Here is a 14,247-nt window from a genome sequence, read left to right as displayed (position 1 = left end):
GTGTGGCACGCGGTATGCGAAAGGAAAGGCGAGTGCGGGGGGCACCGATCCCCGGCACCACCTTCCTGAACGCATTACCCACCGGAGATTGCCATGCCCAAAGTCACCCGCCCCGCCAACGAGAAGGGCGAATTCCTCGTCGATTACGAAGAGAAGGTGTTCGAGGACGTGAAGGCCGAGCCCGGCGAGAAGGCGCTGGTCACCTTCCACACCGTCGCCTTCGAGGGCTCCATCGGTTTCGTGAACCTGCTGCAGGCCACGCGGCTGCAGCGCAAGGGCTTCGACACCTCGGTGCTGCTGTACGGCCCGGGCGTCACGCTGGGCGTCAAGCGCGGCTTCCCGACGCTGGGTGATGAAGCGTTCCCGGGCCACCAGAACTTCAACAAGCAGATTTCGAAATTCATCGAGGAAGGCGGCAAGGTGTATGCCTGCCGCTTCGCGCTGCAGGCGCTGTACGGTCATGGTGAAGGCGCGCTGATCGAAGGCATACGGCCGATCAATCCGCTGGATGTGCTGGACATCATCCTGCTGCATCGCAAGTCGAACGCCTTCATCCTCGACACCTGGACGCTCTGATCATGGGCGCCCGCTCGTTCTTCGGCGCCCGGCATGCCTGCGGCGTGCTCCCGCTCGCGCAACGCGGCGCTCCGGCTCCGGTTCGGGTTCCGATGGCCGCGGCTCAGCCCGCACCGGCTGGGGCGGTGGCCTGGCCCTGGGGCCAGACCACGCCCGCGACCGGCGCGGCCACTGCGCACACGGAGGCGCAGACCGCAGCGACCTGGCCGTGGGGACGTGCGGGCGCGCATCGCCCGGTCCGGGCGTCCGGCCGCACGGCGGAGCGCCGGTCATGAGCGCGCCGCGCATCGTACGCGCCGCGGCCATCCAGATCGCGCCCGACCTCGAATCCGCCGACGGCACGCTGACGCGCGTGCTGGCGGCGATCGACGAAGCGGCGGACCGCGGTGCACGGCTTGCCGTGTTCCCGGAAACCTTCGTGCCCTACTACCCCTACTTCTCCTTCGTGCAGCCGGCGGTGCGCATGGGCGCCGACCACCTGAAGCTGTACGAGCGGGCGGTGACGGTGCCGGGCCCGGTCACGCAGGCGGTAGCGGAGCGCGCAAAGGCGCGCGGCATGGTCGTGGTGCTGGGCGTGAACGAGCGCGACCACGGCAGCCTGTACAACACCCAGCTGGTGTTCGACGCCGACGGCCGTCTCGCGCTGAAGCGTCGCAAGATCACGCCCACCTATCACGAGCGCATGGTGTGGGGTCAGGGCGACGCCGCCGGGCTGAAGGTGGTCGATACCGCCATCGGCCGGCTCGGCGCGCTGGCCTGCTGGGAGCACTACAACCCGCTGGCGCGCTATGCGCTGATGACCCAGCACGAAGAAATCCACTGCGCCCAGTTTCCGGGCTCGATGGTCGGCCAGATCTTCGCCGACCAGATGGACGTGACCATCCGCCATCACGCGCTGGAATCCGGCTGCTTCGTCATCAATTCCACCGGCTGGCTCAGCGACGAACAGATCCAGTCCATCACGCCCGACGCAGGCCTGCAGCGCGCACTGCGCGGCGGCTGCCACACCGCCATCGTGTCGCCGGAAGGCGTACATCTGGCGCCGCCGCTGACCGAGGGCGAAGGCATGGTGGTGGCCGATCTCGACATGGCGCTGGTGACCAAGCGCAAACGCATGATGGATTCGGTCGGCCACTACGCGCGTCCCGAACTGCTGAGCCTGGCCATCAACGACCGGCCGGCCACGACGACAGTCGCCCTGCACGACACCTCACCCCGGAGCATTGCCGATGAGCACGATCACCACCCCCGACGCGTCCAGCCGGCAGCTGATGACGGAGCTGCAGTCGTACGGCTTGCGGCTGGCTGACCCGAAGGCCGGCGCGCCCAGCCGCCGCGGCGGCGCCGGGCCGTCCGACCACAAGGCGGTGACAGTGGATGGCGTCACCATCATGGTGCCGGTGCATACCGGCAGCGCCTTCGAGTCGCCGTTCAGCGCCGACGCGCCGGACGCCGACGGCCGCGTGCAGATCCGCCGCGGCCACATTCCGATCGCGCTGGCCAGCTTTCCGAAGCAGCCGCGCTTCTACGCGCTGCAGACCTTCGATGGCATTCCGTACTCGCACATCGCGACGCTGCACGGCGCCGACGTGCTGGCGACCACGGTGCTGCAGACCTGCATCCGCTACGAGAGCCGGCGCAAGGCCTGCAAGTTCTGTTCGATCGGCCAGTCGCTGGCGGCCGGCCGCACCATCGCGCACAAGACGCCGGAACAGCTGGCCGAGGTCGCGCGCGCCGCGGTGCTGCTCGACGGCGTGAAGCACATGGTGATGACCACCGGCACGCCGGCCACGCCGGACCGCGGTGCGCAGGTCCTCTGCGATTCGGCGTTCGCGGTGCGCGCGGCGGTCGACCTGCCGATACAGGGCCAGTGCGAGCCGCCGGACGATGATCGCTGGTTCGCCCGCATGAAGGCGGCCGGCATCGACACGCTGGGCATGCACCTCGAAGTGGTGACACCGGCGCTGCGCGAACAGATCATGCCGGGCAAGGCCACGGTGCCGCTGGCCCGCTACATGGAGGCCTTCGCCGCGGCGGTCGAGGTGTTCGGCCGCGGGCAGGTGAGCAGCTACATCCTGGCCGGGCTGGGCGACACGAAAGAGGCCATCCTCGACATGAGCGCGCAACTCATCGCGCTCGGCGTCTATCCCTTCGTCGTGCCCTTCGTGCCGATCAGCGGCACGCCGCTGGAAGACCATCCGGCGCCGTCGCCGGACTTCATGCGCTCGATACTGGCGCCGCTCGGCGAAAGGGTGTCGGCCGCCGGCCTGCGCTCGGCCGACATCAAGGCCGGCTGCGGCAAGTGCGGCGCCTGCTCGTCGCTGTCCTCGTTCGAACGCGCGGAGGCGGCCCATGCTGTCGGCTGACGCGAAGGATCTGTGCGAACTGGCACCGCGCTTCGCGCCCTGCGAGTTCCGCATCAAGTGGGCGCACGGCGACTGGGAGCACGACCAGGCGATGCGGCTGCGCCGCGCGGTGTTCTGCGTCGAACAGGGCGTGTTCCCGGGTGACGACCGCGACGCCATCGACGAGCACGCGCAGATCATCGTCGCGCTCGCCTGCGTCGGCGGCATGCCGGATCAGGTGGTCGGCACGGTGCGCATCCACGAGGACCGCGCGAGCGACCCCGGCCTGTGGTGGGGTTCGCGCCTCGCGGTGCATCCGGCCTTCCGCAGCCAGGGCCGGCTCGGCGCCACGCTCATCCGTCTCGCGGTGACCAGCGCGCACGCGCGCGGCGCCCATACCTTCCTCGCCCACGTGCAGGCGCAGAACCTGCCGCTGTTCCGTCGCCTGCACTGGACGCCGCTGCAGGCGGAAACGCTGCACGGCCGGCCGCACTGGCTGATGCAGGCTCAGCTCGACCACTATCCGCCCTGCTACGACGTCTACACCGGCTTCGTCGCGCGCAGCGCCGGAGCGTCGGCATGACGCCGGGTGCGCTGACGCTGGCCGAACTGACCGACGCACTGCGCGGCAGCCCGGGCTTCGCGCACAAGCGCGACATTTCCGACGTGATGGCAGCGCTCGGTCGCGCACTGCCCGGCGGCGTCGCCGACATGGCGCAGGCCGTGGCGGTCGGCGACGACTGTGCAGCCATTCCCGATCCGTCGGGCGAGGGCTGGCTGCTGTTCGCGATCGAAGGTCTGGTCGAAGAATTCGTCGCCCGCATGCCGTGGTTCGCCGGCTACTGCGGCGTCATGGTGAACGTGAGCGACATCTGCGCCATGGGCGGCCGGCCACTGGCCGTGGTGGACGCGCTGTGGAGCGACGGCGCAGACAGTTCCGGGCCGGTGCTCGACGGCCTCGCCGCCGCCTCGTCGCGCTACGGCGTGCCCATCGTCGGCGGCCACAGCAATCACCGCGCGGCGCGCGGCCAGCTCGCGGTGGCGGTACTGGGCCGCGCGCGCAGGCTCATCACCAGTTTCGACGCACAACCGGACGACGATCTCATTGTCGCCATCGACCTGCGCGGCGCCTTCGAAGAGCCCTATCCGTACTGGAACGCGTCGACCCGTGCGCCGGCCGAGCGACTGCGCGATGACATCGAAATCCTGCCGCGCCTGGCCGAAGACGGTCTGTGCGACGCCGGCAAGGACGTGAGCATGGCCGGCGCCATCGGCAGCGCGCTAATGCTGCTCGAATGTTCCAGCGTCGGCGCGCAGATCGACCTCGACACCGTGCCGCGCCCCGAGGGCGTGCCGCTGCTGCGCTGGCTGCTGTCCTTTCCCAGCTTCGGCTACGTGCTGTCGGTGCGTCCGCAGCACCGACTGAGCGTGCTCGAACGTTTCGCCGCACGCGGCATCGCGGCCGCGCGCATCGGTCGCGTCACGGCGTCGCCCGAAGTGTGGCTCGCCCAGCGCGGCGAGCGGGCGCTGCTGTGGAACGTGAAGGATGAGCCCTTCATCCGCGCGCCGCGGGAGGTGATCGATGTCTGAGCGACTGCGCATCGGTCTGCTGACGCACTCGGTCAATCCGCGCGGCGGGGTCGTGCATACGGTCGAGCTGGCGCAGGCGCTGCATGCGCTGGGCCACACGGTGACCGTGTTCGCGCCGGCCGCGGCGGGCCAGCGCCTGTTCCGCCACATCGACTGCCATTTCGAGCCGGTGCCGGTCGCACCGTCCGCGACCGACGTGGTCGACATGGCCCGCCGCCGCATCGACGCCTTCGTTGACCACCTCGCGCCGCGCCTCGAACAGACCCGCTTCGACGTGCTGCACGCACAGGACGGTCTGGGCGCCAATGCGCTCGCCACGCTGCAGCAGCGCGGGCTGACAGACGGCTTCGTGCGCACCGTGCATCACCTCGACCCGTTTTCCGATCCGCAGCTGGCCGCCTGGCAGACGCGCGGCGTGCGGGCTGCACGCGCCGTGCTGTGCGTGAGCCGGCTGTGGCAGCAGCGCCTGCAGGACGAACTGGGCGTGCAGGCGCACTGCGTGAACAACGGCGTCGATCTGGCGCGCTATACGGGCACCCCGGACGCCCGTGACAGCGCACTGGCGCAGCGCCTCGGTCTGCGCGGCGCCCCGGTCTTCCTCGCCGTCGGCGGTATCGAGGCGCGCAAGAACACGCGTCGCGTGCTGCAGGCCTTCGCGCTGCTCAAGCCGGCGCTGCCGCAGGCGCAGCTGCTGATCGCCGGCGGCGCCAGCCTGCTCGATCACGCCGACTATCTGCAGGCCTTCCGCGAGGACCTGCACGACAGTGGCCTGAGCGAGGGCAGCGACGTCGTCATCACCGGCGCGCTCGACGACGCCGACATGCCAGCGCTGTTCCGTCTCGCCGATGTGCTGGTGATGGCGTCCACGCGCGAGGGCTTCGGCCTGGTCGTGCTGGAGGCGCTGGCCAGCGGCACGCCGGTGGTCGCCTCGCGCATCGCGCCCTTCACCGAATACCTGGACGACGACAGCGCGAGCTGGGCCGATCCGCTCGACATCACCTCGATCGCGCAGGCGATGCGGCACGCACTCGATCCGGCCCGCGCTGCGCTGCTGCGCACGCCGCCGCCGGTCTGCCACCGCTACAGCTGGGCCGCCAGCGCCGCCCGCCACGTCGAGCTCTACCGCGCCCTGTGCATCGCACCGGCGCGCCAACCCGCAACCGTCTGAGGACCTACATGCCCGCCATGCACTTCACCGTCCGCTGGCCGGACGCGAGCGAAACCCGCTGCTACTCGCCGTCGCTGGTGATCAAGGACTACTTCGCGCCGGGCAGCCGCTATCCGCTGCCCGATTTCATGCATTCGGTGCGCGAGGCGCTGCACATCGCTTCCGAGCGGGTGCGCGCGAAGTACGGCTTCGCCTGTTCGGCCGCGATGGACCAGCTGGCCGACCTCGAACAGCTCGCCGCCCGCTGGGGCGACGACCCGCAGCAGCACATCGACCTGGTCAGTTTCGACGACTGACCGCCGCCAGGAGAACACCATGAGCACCCCCGAATCCATCCCTCACCTTCCCGTCATCATCGTCGGCGGCGGCCAGGCCGGCCTGTCGATGAGCGCCTGCCTGCAGCAGTCGGGCATCGACCATCTGGTGCTGGAAAAGCACAGTGCGATGCACGTGTGGCGCACCCAGCGCTGGGACAGCTTCTGCCTGGTCACGCCGAACTGGCAGTGCGCGCTGCCCGGCCACCCCTACGACGGCCCCGAGCCGCACGGCTTCATGAAGAAGGACCAGATCAATGCCTGGCTCGACGCCTTCCGCCGCAAGGTGAATCCGCCGATGCGCGAAGGCGTGTCGGTGCAGCGCGTGTCGCCGCGACCGGACGGCGGCTTCCACCTGTCGACCTCGGCCGGCGACTGGACCGCCGACCAGGTGGTGGTGGCCAGCGGCGGCTATCACCTGCCCATCGTGCCGCGCATGGCCGAACGGCTGCCGGCCGGCATCGTGCAGCTGCATTCCGAGCAGTACCGCAACGCCGACGCGCTGCCGCCGGGCGCGGTGCTGGTGGTGGGCTCCGGCCAGTCCGGCGCGCAGATCGCGGAAGACCTGCACCTGGCCGGTCGCGCCGTGCATCTGGCGGTGGGCGACGCGCCGCGCTGCGCCCGCTTCTACCGCGGCCGCGACGTGGTCGACTGGCTGGCCGACATGGGCTACTACGACATGCCGGTGACCGCCCACCCGCTGCGCGAAGGCGTGCGCGACAACACCAACCACTACGTGACCGGCCGTGACGGCGGGCGCGACATCGACCTGCGCCGCTTCGCGCTCGAAGGCATGCAGCTGTACGGCCTGCTGCAGGACTACCGCGACGGCGCACTGCAGTTCGCGCCCGGCCTGCGCGACGCGCTGGACAACGCCGACCGCATCTACAACGGCATCAACGCCGTCATCGACAAACACATCGCCGAGCGCGGCATCGCCGCGCCGCCGCCGTCGACCTACGCGCCGGTATGGCAGCCGGGCGACGAATGCGCCGCGCTCGATCCGGTCGCGGCCGGCATCTCCAGCATCATCTGGTGCATCGGTTTCTCGCCCGACTTCCGCTGGGTCGACGCGCCGGTGTTCAACGGCCGCGGCGACCCGGTGCATGTGCGCGGCGTAACACAGCAGCCGGGCCTCTTTTTCCTCGGTCTGCCCTGGCTGCACACCTGGGGTTCAGGCCGCTTCTCCGGCGTGGCGCGCGATGCCGAATACCTTGCCGCACGCATCGCCGAACAGCGCGCCACACTGCCCGCCGACGCGGAGACGCTGACATGCTGATGGACCGCGCCGACCGCCTGCGCCCGGCCTGCGCGCTGCAGCAGCACTACCGCGCCGGCATGCCCCAGCTCGGGCTGTACGGTCTGGCGGAGAACTGGCTGCTGAAGGAGTGCGGCCACCTGCACTGGCTGGCGATCGCACAGGCACGCGGCATGCCGGTGCCGGAATTCGCCGATGAAGCCGGCCACAAGAGCTACGCCGCGCTGACCGCGCTGCACCTGCACGATGCAAGACTGGACGCGGTGAGCGAGAACGCGCCGTTCTCGCTGGCGGTGCGCGCCACCTCGCCCGGCCGTGCCCAGCACTACAGTGCCCAGACCCTGCGCACCGGCACGCAGCGCGGCGCGCGCATCGAACTGCTGTCCGCCTTCGTGCGGCGCGAGGCCGGCAGCAATCGCAGCATCGCGCGCGCCCCGGTCGACGTCGACAGCGCGGAAGCCGACGACCGCACACTGACCGACGCCGCGCTGTCGCTGCAGGCGCGCGCCCGCGTGTTCCGCACCAGCGGCGGCATCGGCCGCATGGGCCTGCACCCCGCCGCACACGGCGGCGCGCTGCGCAGCGCCGACTTCACACCCTGCCCGCACAACGACTTCAACGGCGCCGGCCTGCTCTACTTCGCCAGCTTCCAGGCGCTGGCCGACCGCGCCGAACTGTCGTGGTACGGCCTGCGGCCCGCACGCACGGTCGAGCGCGAACTGTATTTCTACGGCAACATCGATCCGGGCGAATCGGTGCGCGCCGAACTGCTGGCCGAGCGCGACGACGGCGACGAGTGCGCGCACTGGATACGCCTGAGCCGCTGCGCCGACGGTGCCCGCATCGCCGACGCTCTCACCCGCAAACGACGAGTGGCCTGATGGACAAGACCGCCCAGCACTGGCTCAAGCGCATCCGTGCGAGCAACAAACCGGCCTATCTGCTGATCGCCGACCTCATCGCCGAAGACGTGCGCAGCGGCCGGCTGAGTCCGCGTGACCGCCTGCCCGCGCTGCGCGATCTGGCCGACGCGCTCGAACTGAACTACACCACGGTGGCACGCGGCTATGCCGAAGCGCGCAAGCGCGGCCTGATCGACGCGCGCGCCGGCATGGGCTCCTTTGTCCGCGGCAGCACGCCCGGCCTGGCACTGCGCGGCGGCAGCGCGGCGGAAATGACGATGAACCTGCCGCCCGAGCCACAGGACCCGGCGCTGCTCGCCCATCTGCGCGACAGCGCCGCCGAGGTGATGGCGCAGTCCGACTGGAACGATCTGCTGCGCTACCAGGATTTCGGCGGCTCGCGCGAGGACCGGGCGGCCGGCGTGCACTGGCTGCGCCAGCGTCTGCCGCTGTGCGCCGCCGAACGGGTGCTGGTATGTCCGGGCATCCACAGCGCGCTGACCGCGCTGGTGTCGCTGCTGGCGCGGCCGGGCGAGACGATCTGCGTCGAATCGCTGACCTATCCGGGCATCAAGGCCATTGCCGCCCAGCTCGGCGTGCAGCTGCACGCGCTGCCGCTGGACGACGACGGTCCCAGCGCAGAGGCGTTCGAGCAGGCCTGCCGCACGCTGAAGCCGCGTGCGCTGTACTGCAACCCGACGCTGCTGAACCCGACCACCGGCACGGTCACCCGCGCACGACGCGAAGCGCTGGTCGATGTCGCGCTGCGCTACGCCATTCCCATCATCGAGGACGACGCCTACGCCATGCTGCCGCGCGAGGTGCCGCCGCCGCTGGCCACGCTGGCACCGGCGCTCACCTATTACATCGGCGGCCTGTCGAAGTGCTTCGGCGCCGGGCTGCGCACCGCCTACGTGCATGCCCCGGGGCCGCGTCAGGCCGAGCGGCTGGCCGGTGCGCTGAGAGCCACCACCGTCATGTGCTCACCGGTCACCAGCGCGCTGGCCACGCGCTGGATCACGGACGGCACTGCAGACACGATGCTGGACGCCATACGCTCGGAATCCGCCGCACGCCAGGCCATCGCGGCACGACTGCTGGCCGGCCACCCGCTGCGCGCACAGCCTGAAGGCTTCCACTTCTGGCTGCCGCTGGGCCCGGACTGGGCCATGGTCGAATTCGCTTCCAACCTGCGCGCGCAGGGCGTGGCAGTCGTCGCCAGCGCCGCCTTCAGCACCGACGGCACGCCGCCGGACGCGGTGCGCGTCTGCCTCGGCGGCCCGATGTCGCGCGAGGACTGCGACATCGCGCTGCGCCTGATCGCCGACACGCTGGAACATCCGCTGCATCCGCACCTGCACGTGATGTAGCGAAGCGCTGCCGCCTCACGCGTCGCCGCTGCGTCCCCACGGGGCGTGGCCGAAGCGCGCCGCCAGGAAATCGATCAGCACCTGCACGCGCGCAGGCCGCGCACGACCCGGCGGCGTCACCACGTGCAGCGCGATATTCGGCACCTGCCAGTCGTCCATCGCCGTCCGCAGTGCGCCGGACTGCAGGTCTTCCCACACCAGGAACTCCGGTTGCAGCGCCAGCCCGAGGCCGGCGCGCAGGGCCGGCGTCAGACCTTCGGCGTTGTTCACCTGCAGCGGCACCGGCACCGCAATCGAGAATTCGCCATGACGCGCGTGGCGAAAGCGCCACGCGGCAGCGGTGCTGCGCGTGTGCGCGTAATGCAGTGCGCGGTGTTCCGCCAGGTCACGCGGGTGGGCAGGCGTGCCCTGTCGTTCGAAGTAGGCGGGCGCACCGACCAGCAGGATGCGCACCGTGCACAGCCGGCGTGCCAGCAGACTGGAATCAGCCAGCGTGGCAATGCGCAGCCCGAGGTCGAAACCCTGCGCCACCAGGTCGACCTGCTGGTCGCTGAAGCTGACCTCCAGCGTCACCTCCGGGTAGCGCTGCATGAAGGCAGGCAGTTCGGGCGACAGGTGCGATATGCCGAAGGACATCGGCGCGGCGATGCGGATATGTCCGCGCAGCGAGGCCGACTGTTCGCTCATTTCCGCCTCGACCGCCTCTCCTTCGTCGAGGATGCGGGTGGCGCGTTCCAGTGCCGCCTGCCCGCTTTCGGTCAGCGACATGCGGCGCGAGGTGCGGTGAAACAGCGTGGTCCGCATCCGTGCCTCCAGTCGCGTGATGGCCTTGGACACGGTCGCCTGCGACAGCACCAGTTCGGTCGCCGCGCGGGCGAAGGAGCCGGTTTCCGCAACCTTGGCGAAGATGGCCCACGCTTCGAGATCAGGCAGTCTTTTCATCGCATTAATGGAAAGTATCGTTTTCCATATTTTCCATTTTCCATTCGATCTGTGGTGCGTATCTTTGAATCATCGCAACGCGACCTTTCAAGGAGACCTCTCATGATCGAACGCCGCACATTCAACGGACTGGGCAAGGCCGACCACGGCTGGCTGGACGCCAGCCAGCACTTCTCGTTCTCTGGGTACCACCACCCGGCACGCATGAGCTGGGGCGCGCTGCGCGTCTGGAACGACGACACGATAGAGGCTGGCGGCGGTTTCCCGATGCACGGACACGCCGACATGGAAATCGTCACCTATGTGCGCGAAGGCGCCATCACGCACCAGGACAGCCTGGGCAACCGCGGCCGTACCGAAGCGGGCGACGTGCAGGTGATGAGCGCCGGCAGCGGCATTCGCCACTCGGAATACAACCTGGAACGCGGTCGCACCCGCATCTTCCAGATATGGATCGAGCCTGACCGCCGCGGCGAGGCGCCGACCTGGGGCGCGAAGCCCTTCCCGCGGGCCGAGCGGGCCGGCCAGTTTGTCGCGCTGGCCAGCGGATCGGCGAACGACGACGACGCGCTGCCCATCCGTGCCGACGCCCGCGTGCTCGGCGCCACCCTGCGTGCCGGTGAAACCGCCGAATACCGGTTTGCGCCCGGCCGTTACGGCTACCTGGTACCGGCGAGCGGTCAGATCGAGGTCAATGGCGTGGCGCTCGAGGCCCGCGACGGCGCGGCCATCCGCGACGAGGCGGTGATCCGCGTCACCGCGCACGCCGATGCGGAACTGGTGCTGGTCGATACGACAGCCTGACGCAGGCCCCGGCGCTCCGGCGTCGGGGCCTGTTGCAGCACAAATGTTCAATACCGGGCGATCGGCGCTGCATAGGCTGTGTCCGCCTTCATGGTCCGGCCATCCGGCCGGCCGCTCACAGCAAGGAGAATGCAATGCCCATCAACGCCACCCCCACGCCCGGCGCGTCGCTGCTCAACGCGCAGGACCACACGCTGGTCATGATCGACTTCCAGTCGCAGATGGCCTTCGCCACCCATTCGATCGATGCCATCACGCTGCGCTCCAACGCCGGCCTCGTGGCCAGCGCGGCCGCCGGTTTCGAGGTGTCGACCATTCTCACCACGGTGGCCGAGAAGAGTTTTTCCGGTCCGATGTTCGACGAGGTGACCGCGCCCTTTCCGGGTCAGGCCCTGCTCGACCGCACGTCGATGAACACCTGGGAGGACGCCGCCGTCATCCGCCGCATCAACGAGATCGGCAAGGACCGCATCGTGCTGGCCGGGCTGTGGACCAGCGTGTGCATCGTCGGGCCGGCGCTGTCTGCACTCGACCAGGGCTTCGAGGTGTACGTGATCGCCGACGCCTGTGGCGACGTTTCGGTCGAGGCGCACAACCGCGCGATGGAACGCATGGTGCAGGCCGGTGCCCGGCCGATCACCTCGCTGCAATACCTGCTGGAACTGCAGCGTGACTGGGCGCGCACCGGTACCTACGACATGACGACCGGCATCGCGAAGAAGTTCGGCGGTGGCTACGGCATCGGCATCACCTACGCCAAGACGATGTTCGGCGCCCACGAGGGCTGAGCCGGCACGCACGCCCATGAAGCCCTATATCCTCTCCCTTGCCGTCGGTCTGCTCGTGGGCATGATCTATGCGCTGCTGGGCGTGCGCTCGCCGGCGCCGCCGGTGATCGCGCTGGCCGGGCTGCTCGGCATCCTGGCCGGCGAACAGATCCCGCCGCTGGTCAGGCATCTGTTCCAGCGTGAAGCGGACACGCACGGCTGGCTGCAGCACCAGGTCAGGCCACACATGTTCGGCAAGCTGCCGGAATGCGCCCCGAAGGGGTGTCCCAGCACGCTGAACGCACACACTTCGAGCGAGGACCGCCATGGATGACGCATCGCACCCCGACCTGATCCTGTACCACGGCCGCTTCACCACGCTGGACCGCGGCAACCCGGAAGCCGACGCGGTGGCCATCCGCGATGGCGTGTTCCAGCGCGTCGGCCGACAGGAAGACGTGCTGCCACTGGCCGGACCGGCCACCCGCCTGATCGACCTGAAGGGCCGGCGCGTGCTGCCGGGCCTGATCGACAATCACCTGCACATCATCCGCGGCGGTCTGAACTTCAACATGGAACTGCGCTGGGACGGCGTGCGCAGCCTGGCCGATGCGCTCGACATGCTAAAGCGCCAGGTCGCGGTGACGCCGGCGCCGCAGTGGGTGCGCGTGGTCGGCGGCTTCACCGAACATCAGTTCGTCGAGAAGCGCCTGCCGACGCTGGACGAGATCAACGCCATCGCGCCGGATACGCCGGTGTTCCTGCTGCATCTATACGACCGCGCGCTGCTCAATGGCGCCGCGTTGCGCGCAGTCGGCTACACGCGTGACACGCCGGCGCCGCACGGCGGCGAGATCGCGCGCGACAGCGCCGGCAACCCGACCGGCCTGCTGCTGGCCAAGCCCAATGCCGCCATCCTGTACGCGACGCTGGCCAAGGGGCCGAAGCTGCCGTACGAATACCAGCTGAATTCGACCCGTCACTTCATGCGCGAGCTGAACCGCCTCGGCGTGACCGGCGCCATCGACGCCGGCGGTGGCTTCCAGAACTACCCGGACGATTACCGCGTGATCCAGGAACTGGCCGATGCCGGCCAGCTCACGATACGGCTCGCCTACAACCTGTTCACGCAGAAGGCCGGCCAGGAGAAGGCGGACTTCCTGAACTGGACCGCCTCCTCGACCTACAAGCAGGGCAGCGATTACTTCCGCCACAACGGCGCCGGCGAAATGCTTGTGTTCTCGGCAGCCGACTTCGAGGACTTCCGCCAGCCGCGACCCGAGCTCGCGCCGGAGATGGAAGGCGAGCTGGAAGAGGTGGTGCGCGTGCTCGCGCAGAACCGCTGGCCGTGGCGACTGCATGCAACCTACGACGAAACGATATCGCGCGCGCTCGACGTATTCGAGCGGGTCAATCAAGACATTCCGCTGCGGGGCCTGAACTGGTTCTTCGACCACGCCGAGACCATTTCCGAGCGCTCGATCGACCGCATTGCCGCGCTCGGCGGCGGCGTGGCGGTCCAGCACCGCATGGCCTTCCAGGGCGAGTACTTCGTCGAGCGCTACGGCATCGATGCGGCCCAGGCCACGCCGCCGGTGGCGCGCATGCTGGAGAAGGGCGTGAACGTATCGGCCGGCACCGATGCCACCCGGGTCGCCTCGTACAACCCGTGGGTGTCGCTGTCCTGGCTGGTCACCGGCCGCACCGTCGGCGGCCTGCGCATCTATCCGCAGCGCAACTGCCTGGACCGCGAAACCGCACTGCGCATGTGGACCGAGAAGGTGACCTGGTTCTCGAACGAAGTCGGCCGCAAGGGCCGCATCGCGGCCGGCCAGTTCGCCGACCTCATCGTGCCGGACCGCGACTTCTTCGCCTGCGCCGAAGCCGACATCGCCGACACCACTTCGCTGCTCACCGTGGTGGGCGGCAAGGTGGTGTATGCCGCCGGCGATTTCGCCGCGCTCGACCACGACGCGCCGCCGCCCGCCATGCCCGACTGGTCGCCGGTGCGCCGCTTCGGCGGCTATGCCGGCTGGGGCGACGGCAAGGCGGCGCCGCTGACAATGCGTCAGGCTGCGGCGGCCTGCGGCTGCGCCAGCGCCTGCGGCGTACACGGCCACAGCCATGCCGACGCCTGGGGCAGCCGCGTTCCCGCCGGTGATCTCAAGAGCTTCTGGGGCGCGCTCGGCTGTTCCTGCTGGGCCGTCTGAA

Annotated in this window: 15 protein-coding genes; 14 read left to right on the top strand and 1 reads right to left on the bottom strand. The window is 69.6% G+C overall.

From position 1 onward, the window contains the following. Positions 1 to 93 precede the first annotated feature (93 nt). The 10 genes from METUNV2_RS0103820 (at position 94) to METUNV2_RS0103775 (ending at position 9,523) form a co-directional block, all read left to right on the top strand. A complete protein-coding gene (locus METUNV2_RS0103820; protein ID WP_018228180.1) occupies positions 94 to 576 on the top strand; it encodes an MSMEG_0572/Sll0783 family nitrogen starvation response protein in 483 nt (160 codons plus the stop codon). Positions 577 to 847: 271 nt separating this feature from the next. Continuing rightward, positions 848 to 1,885: a Nit6803 family nitrilase gene (locus METUNV2_RS0103815; protein WP_018228179.1), complete on the top strand. Its 1,038-nt coding sequence runs from the start codon at positions 848 to 850 to the stop codon at positions 1,883 to 1,885. After that, the gene (locus tag METUNV2_RS0103810) at positions 1,806 to 2,942 is read left to right on the top strand and encodes an MSMEG_0568 family radical SAM protein (protein WP_018228178.1); all 1,137 of its coding nucleotides are present in this window, start codon (positions 1,806 to 1,808) and stop codon (positions 2,940 to 2,942) included. The genes METUNV2_RS0103815 and METUNV2_RS0103810 overlap by 80 nt, the downstream gene beginning before the upstream one ends. Beyond that, entirely contained in the window at positions 2,929 to 3,504 is a 576-nt protein-coding gene (locus METUNV2_RS0103805; RefSeq protein WP_018228177.1) for an MSMEG_0567/Sll0786 family nitrogen starvation N-acetyltransferase, read from the top strand. The genes METUNV2_RS0103810 and METUNV2_RS0103805 overlap by 14 nt, the downstream gene beginning before the upstream one ends. Further along, positions 3,501 to 4,511: a sll0787 family AIR synthase-like protein gene (locus METUNV2_RS0103800; protein ID WP_018228176.1), complete on the top strand. Its 1,011-nt coding sequence runs from the start codon at positions 3,501 to 3,503 to the stop codon at positions 4,509 to 4,511. The genes METUNV2_RS0103805 and METUNV2_RS0103800 overlap by 4 nt, the downstream gene beginning before the upstream one ends. Continuing rightward, positions 4,504 to 5,679: an MSMEG_0565 family glycosyltransferase gene (locus tag METUNV2_RS0103795; RefSeq protein ID WP_018228175.1), complete on the top strand. Its 1,176-nt coding sequence runs from the start codon at positions 4,504 to 4,506 to the stop codon at positions 5,677 to 5,679. The genes METUNV2_RS0103800 and METUNV2_RS0103795 overlap by 8 nt, the downstream gene beginning before the upstream one ends. Positions 5,680 to 5,687: 8 nt before the next feature. Beyond that, a complete protein-coding gene (locus METUNV2_RS0103790; protein WP_018228174.1) occupies positions 5,688 to 5,975 on the top strand; it encodes an MSMEG_0570 family nitrogen starvation response protein in 288 nt (95 codons plus the stop codon). A 19-nt stretch (positions 5,976 to 5,994) separates the two neighbouring features. After that, a complete protein-coding gene (locus METUNV2_RS0103785; RefSeq protein WP_018228173.1) occupies positions 5,995 to 7,272 on the top strand; it encodes an MSMEG_0569 family flavin-dependent oxidoreductase in 1,278 nt (425 codons plus the stop codon). Further along, the gene (locus METUNV2_RS0103780; protein ID WP_018228172.1) at positions 7,266 to 8,132 is read left to right on the top strand and encodes a Pnap_2097 family protein; all 867 of its coding nucleotides are present in this window, start codon (positions 7,266 to 7,268) and stop codon (positions 8,130 to 8,132) included. The genes METUNV2_RS0103785 and METUNV2_RS0103780 overlap by 7 nt, the downstream gene beginning before the upstream one ends. Then, the gene (locus tag METUNV2_RS0103775) at positions 8,132 to 9,523 is read left to right on the top strand and encodes an aminotransferase-like domain-containing protein (RefSeq protein ID WP_018228171.1); all 1,392 of its coding nucleotides are present in this window, start codon (positions 8,132 to 8,134) and stop codon (positions 9,521 to 9,523) included. The genes METUNV2_RS0103780 and METUNV2_RS0103775 overlap by 1 nt, the downstream gene beginning before the upstream one ends. A 15-nt stretch (positions 9,524 to 9,538) precedes the next feature. Here the strand turns inward: METUNV2_RS0103775 and METUNV2_RS0103770 are convergent, their stop codons facing one another. Continuing rightward, the gene (locus tag METUNV2_RS0103770) at positions 9,539 to 10,465 is read right to left on the bottom strand and encodes a LysR family transcriptional regulator (RefSeq protein ID WP_018228170.1); all 927 of its coding nucleotides are present in this window, start codon (positions 10,463 to 10,465) and stop codon (positions 9,539 to 9,541) included. Between the two features lie 102 nt (positions 10,466 to 10,567). On the opposite strand from METUNV2_RS0103770, the gene METUNV2_RS0103765 reads away from it, so the two are divergent. From METUNV2_RS0103765 to METUNV2_RS0103750, 4 genes are all read left to right on the top strand, one after another. Then, entirely contained in the window at positions 10,568 to 11,269 is a 702-nt protein-coding gene (locus METUNV2_RS0103765; protein ID WP_018228169.1) for a pirin family protein, read from the top strand. A 134-nt stretch (positions 11,270 to 11,403) separates the two neighbouring features. Beyond that, on the top strand, positions 11,404 to 12,057 hold the full coding sequence (locus tag METUNV2_RS0103760; RefSeq protein WP_018228168.1) for a hydrolase: 654 nt from the start codon (positions 11,404 to 11,406) through the stop codon (positions 12,055 to 12,057). 16 nt (positions 12,058 to 12,073) lie between these two features. After that, the gene (locus tag METUNV2_RS0103755; protein ID WP_018228167.1) at positions 12,074 to 12,370 is read left to right on the top strand and encodes a XapX domain-containing protein; all 297 of its coding nucleotides are present in this window, start codon (positions 12,074 to 12,076) and stop codon (positions 12,368 to 12,370) included. After that, the gene (locus METUNV2_RS0103750) at positions 12,363 to 14,246 is read left to right on the top strand and encodes an amidohydrolase (RefSeq protein WP_018228166.1); all 1,884 of its coding nucleotides are present in this window, start codon (positions 12,363 to 12,365) and stop codon (positions 14,244 to 14,246) included. The genes METUNV2_RS0103755 and METUNV2_RS0103750 overlap by 8 nt, the downstream gene beginning before the upstream one ends. The last annotated feature ends 1 nt before the right edge of the window (position 14,247 follow it).

The organism is Methyloversatilis universalis EHg5 (assembly GCF_000378945.1).
Lineage (GTDB): Bacteria > Pseudomonadota > Gammaproteobacteria > Burkholderiales > Rhodocyclaceae > Methyloversatilis > Methyloversatilis universalis_A.
This window is presented reverse-complemented; position numbering and strand designations above follow the sequence as displayed.

Bases quoted from the DNA above. Each gene is read 5' to 3' on its own strand.
- METUNV2_RS0103780 (WP_018228172.1), top strand. From the start codon at position 7,266: ATGCTGATGGACCGCGCCGACCGCCTGCGCCCGGCCTGCGCGCTGCAG.
- METUNV2_RS0103765 (WP_018228169.1), top strand. From the start codon at position 10,568: ATGATCGAACGCCGCACATTCAACGGACTGGGCAAGGCCGACCACGGC.
- METUNV2_RS0103805 (WP_018228177.1), top strand. From the start codon at position 2,929: ATGCTGTCGGCTGACGCGAAGGATCTGTGCGAACTGGCACCGCGCTTC.
- METUNV2_RS0103760 (WP_018228168.1), top strand. From the start codon at position 11,404: ATGCCCATCAACGCCACCCCCACGCCCGGCGCGTCGCTGCTCAACGCG.
- METUNV2_RS0103800 (WP_018228176.1), top strand. From the start codon at position 3,501: ATGACGCCGGGTGCGCTGACGCTGGCCGAACTGACCGACGCACTGCGC.
- METUNV2_RS0103775 (WP_018228171.1), top strand. From the start codon at position 8,132: ATGGACAAGACCGCCCAGCACTGGCTCAAGCGCATCCGTGCGAGCAAC.
- METUNV2_RS0103795 (WP_018228175.1), top strand. From the start codon at position 4,504: ATGTCTGAGCGACTGCGCATCGGTCTGCTGACGCACTCGGTCAATCCG.
- METUNV2_RS0103810 (WP_018228178.1), top strand. From the start codon at position 1,806: ATGAGCACGATCACCACCCCCGACGCGTCCAGCCGGCAGCTGATGACG.
- METUNV2_RS0103785 (WP_018228173.1), top strand. From the start codon at position 5,995: ATGAGCACCCCCGAATCCATCCCTCACCTTCCCGTCATCATCGTCGGC.
- METUNV2_RS0103750 (WP_018228166.1), top strand. From the start codon at position 12,363: ATGGATGACGCATCGCACCCCGACCTGATCCTGTACCACGGCCGCTTC.
- METUNV2_RS0103755 (WP_018228167.1), top strand. From the start codon at position 12,074: ATGAAGCCCTATATCCTCTCCCTTGCCGTCGGTCTGCTCGTGGGCATG.
- METUNV2_RS0103820 (WP_018228180.1), top strand. From the start codon at position 94: ATGCCCAAAGTCACCCGCCCCGCCAACGAGAAGGGCGAATTCCTCGTC.
- METUNV2_RS0103790 (WP_018228174.1), top strand. From the start codon at position 5,688: ATGCCCGCCATGCACTTCACCGTCCGCTGGCCGGACGCGAGCGAAACC.
- METUNV2_RS0103815 (WP_018228179.1), top strand. From the start codon at position 848: ATGAGCGCGCCGCGCATCGTACGCGCCGCGGCCATCCAGATCGCGCCC.
- METUNV2_RS0103770 (WP_018228170.1), bottom strand. From the start codon at position 10,465: ATGAAAAGACTGCCTGATCTCGAAGCGTGGGCCATCTTCGCCAAGGTT.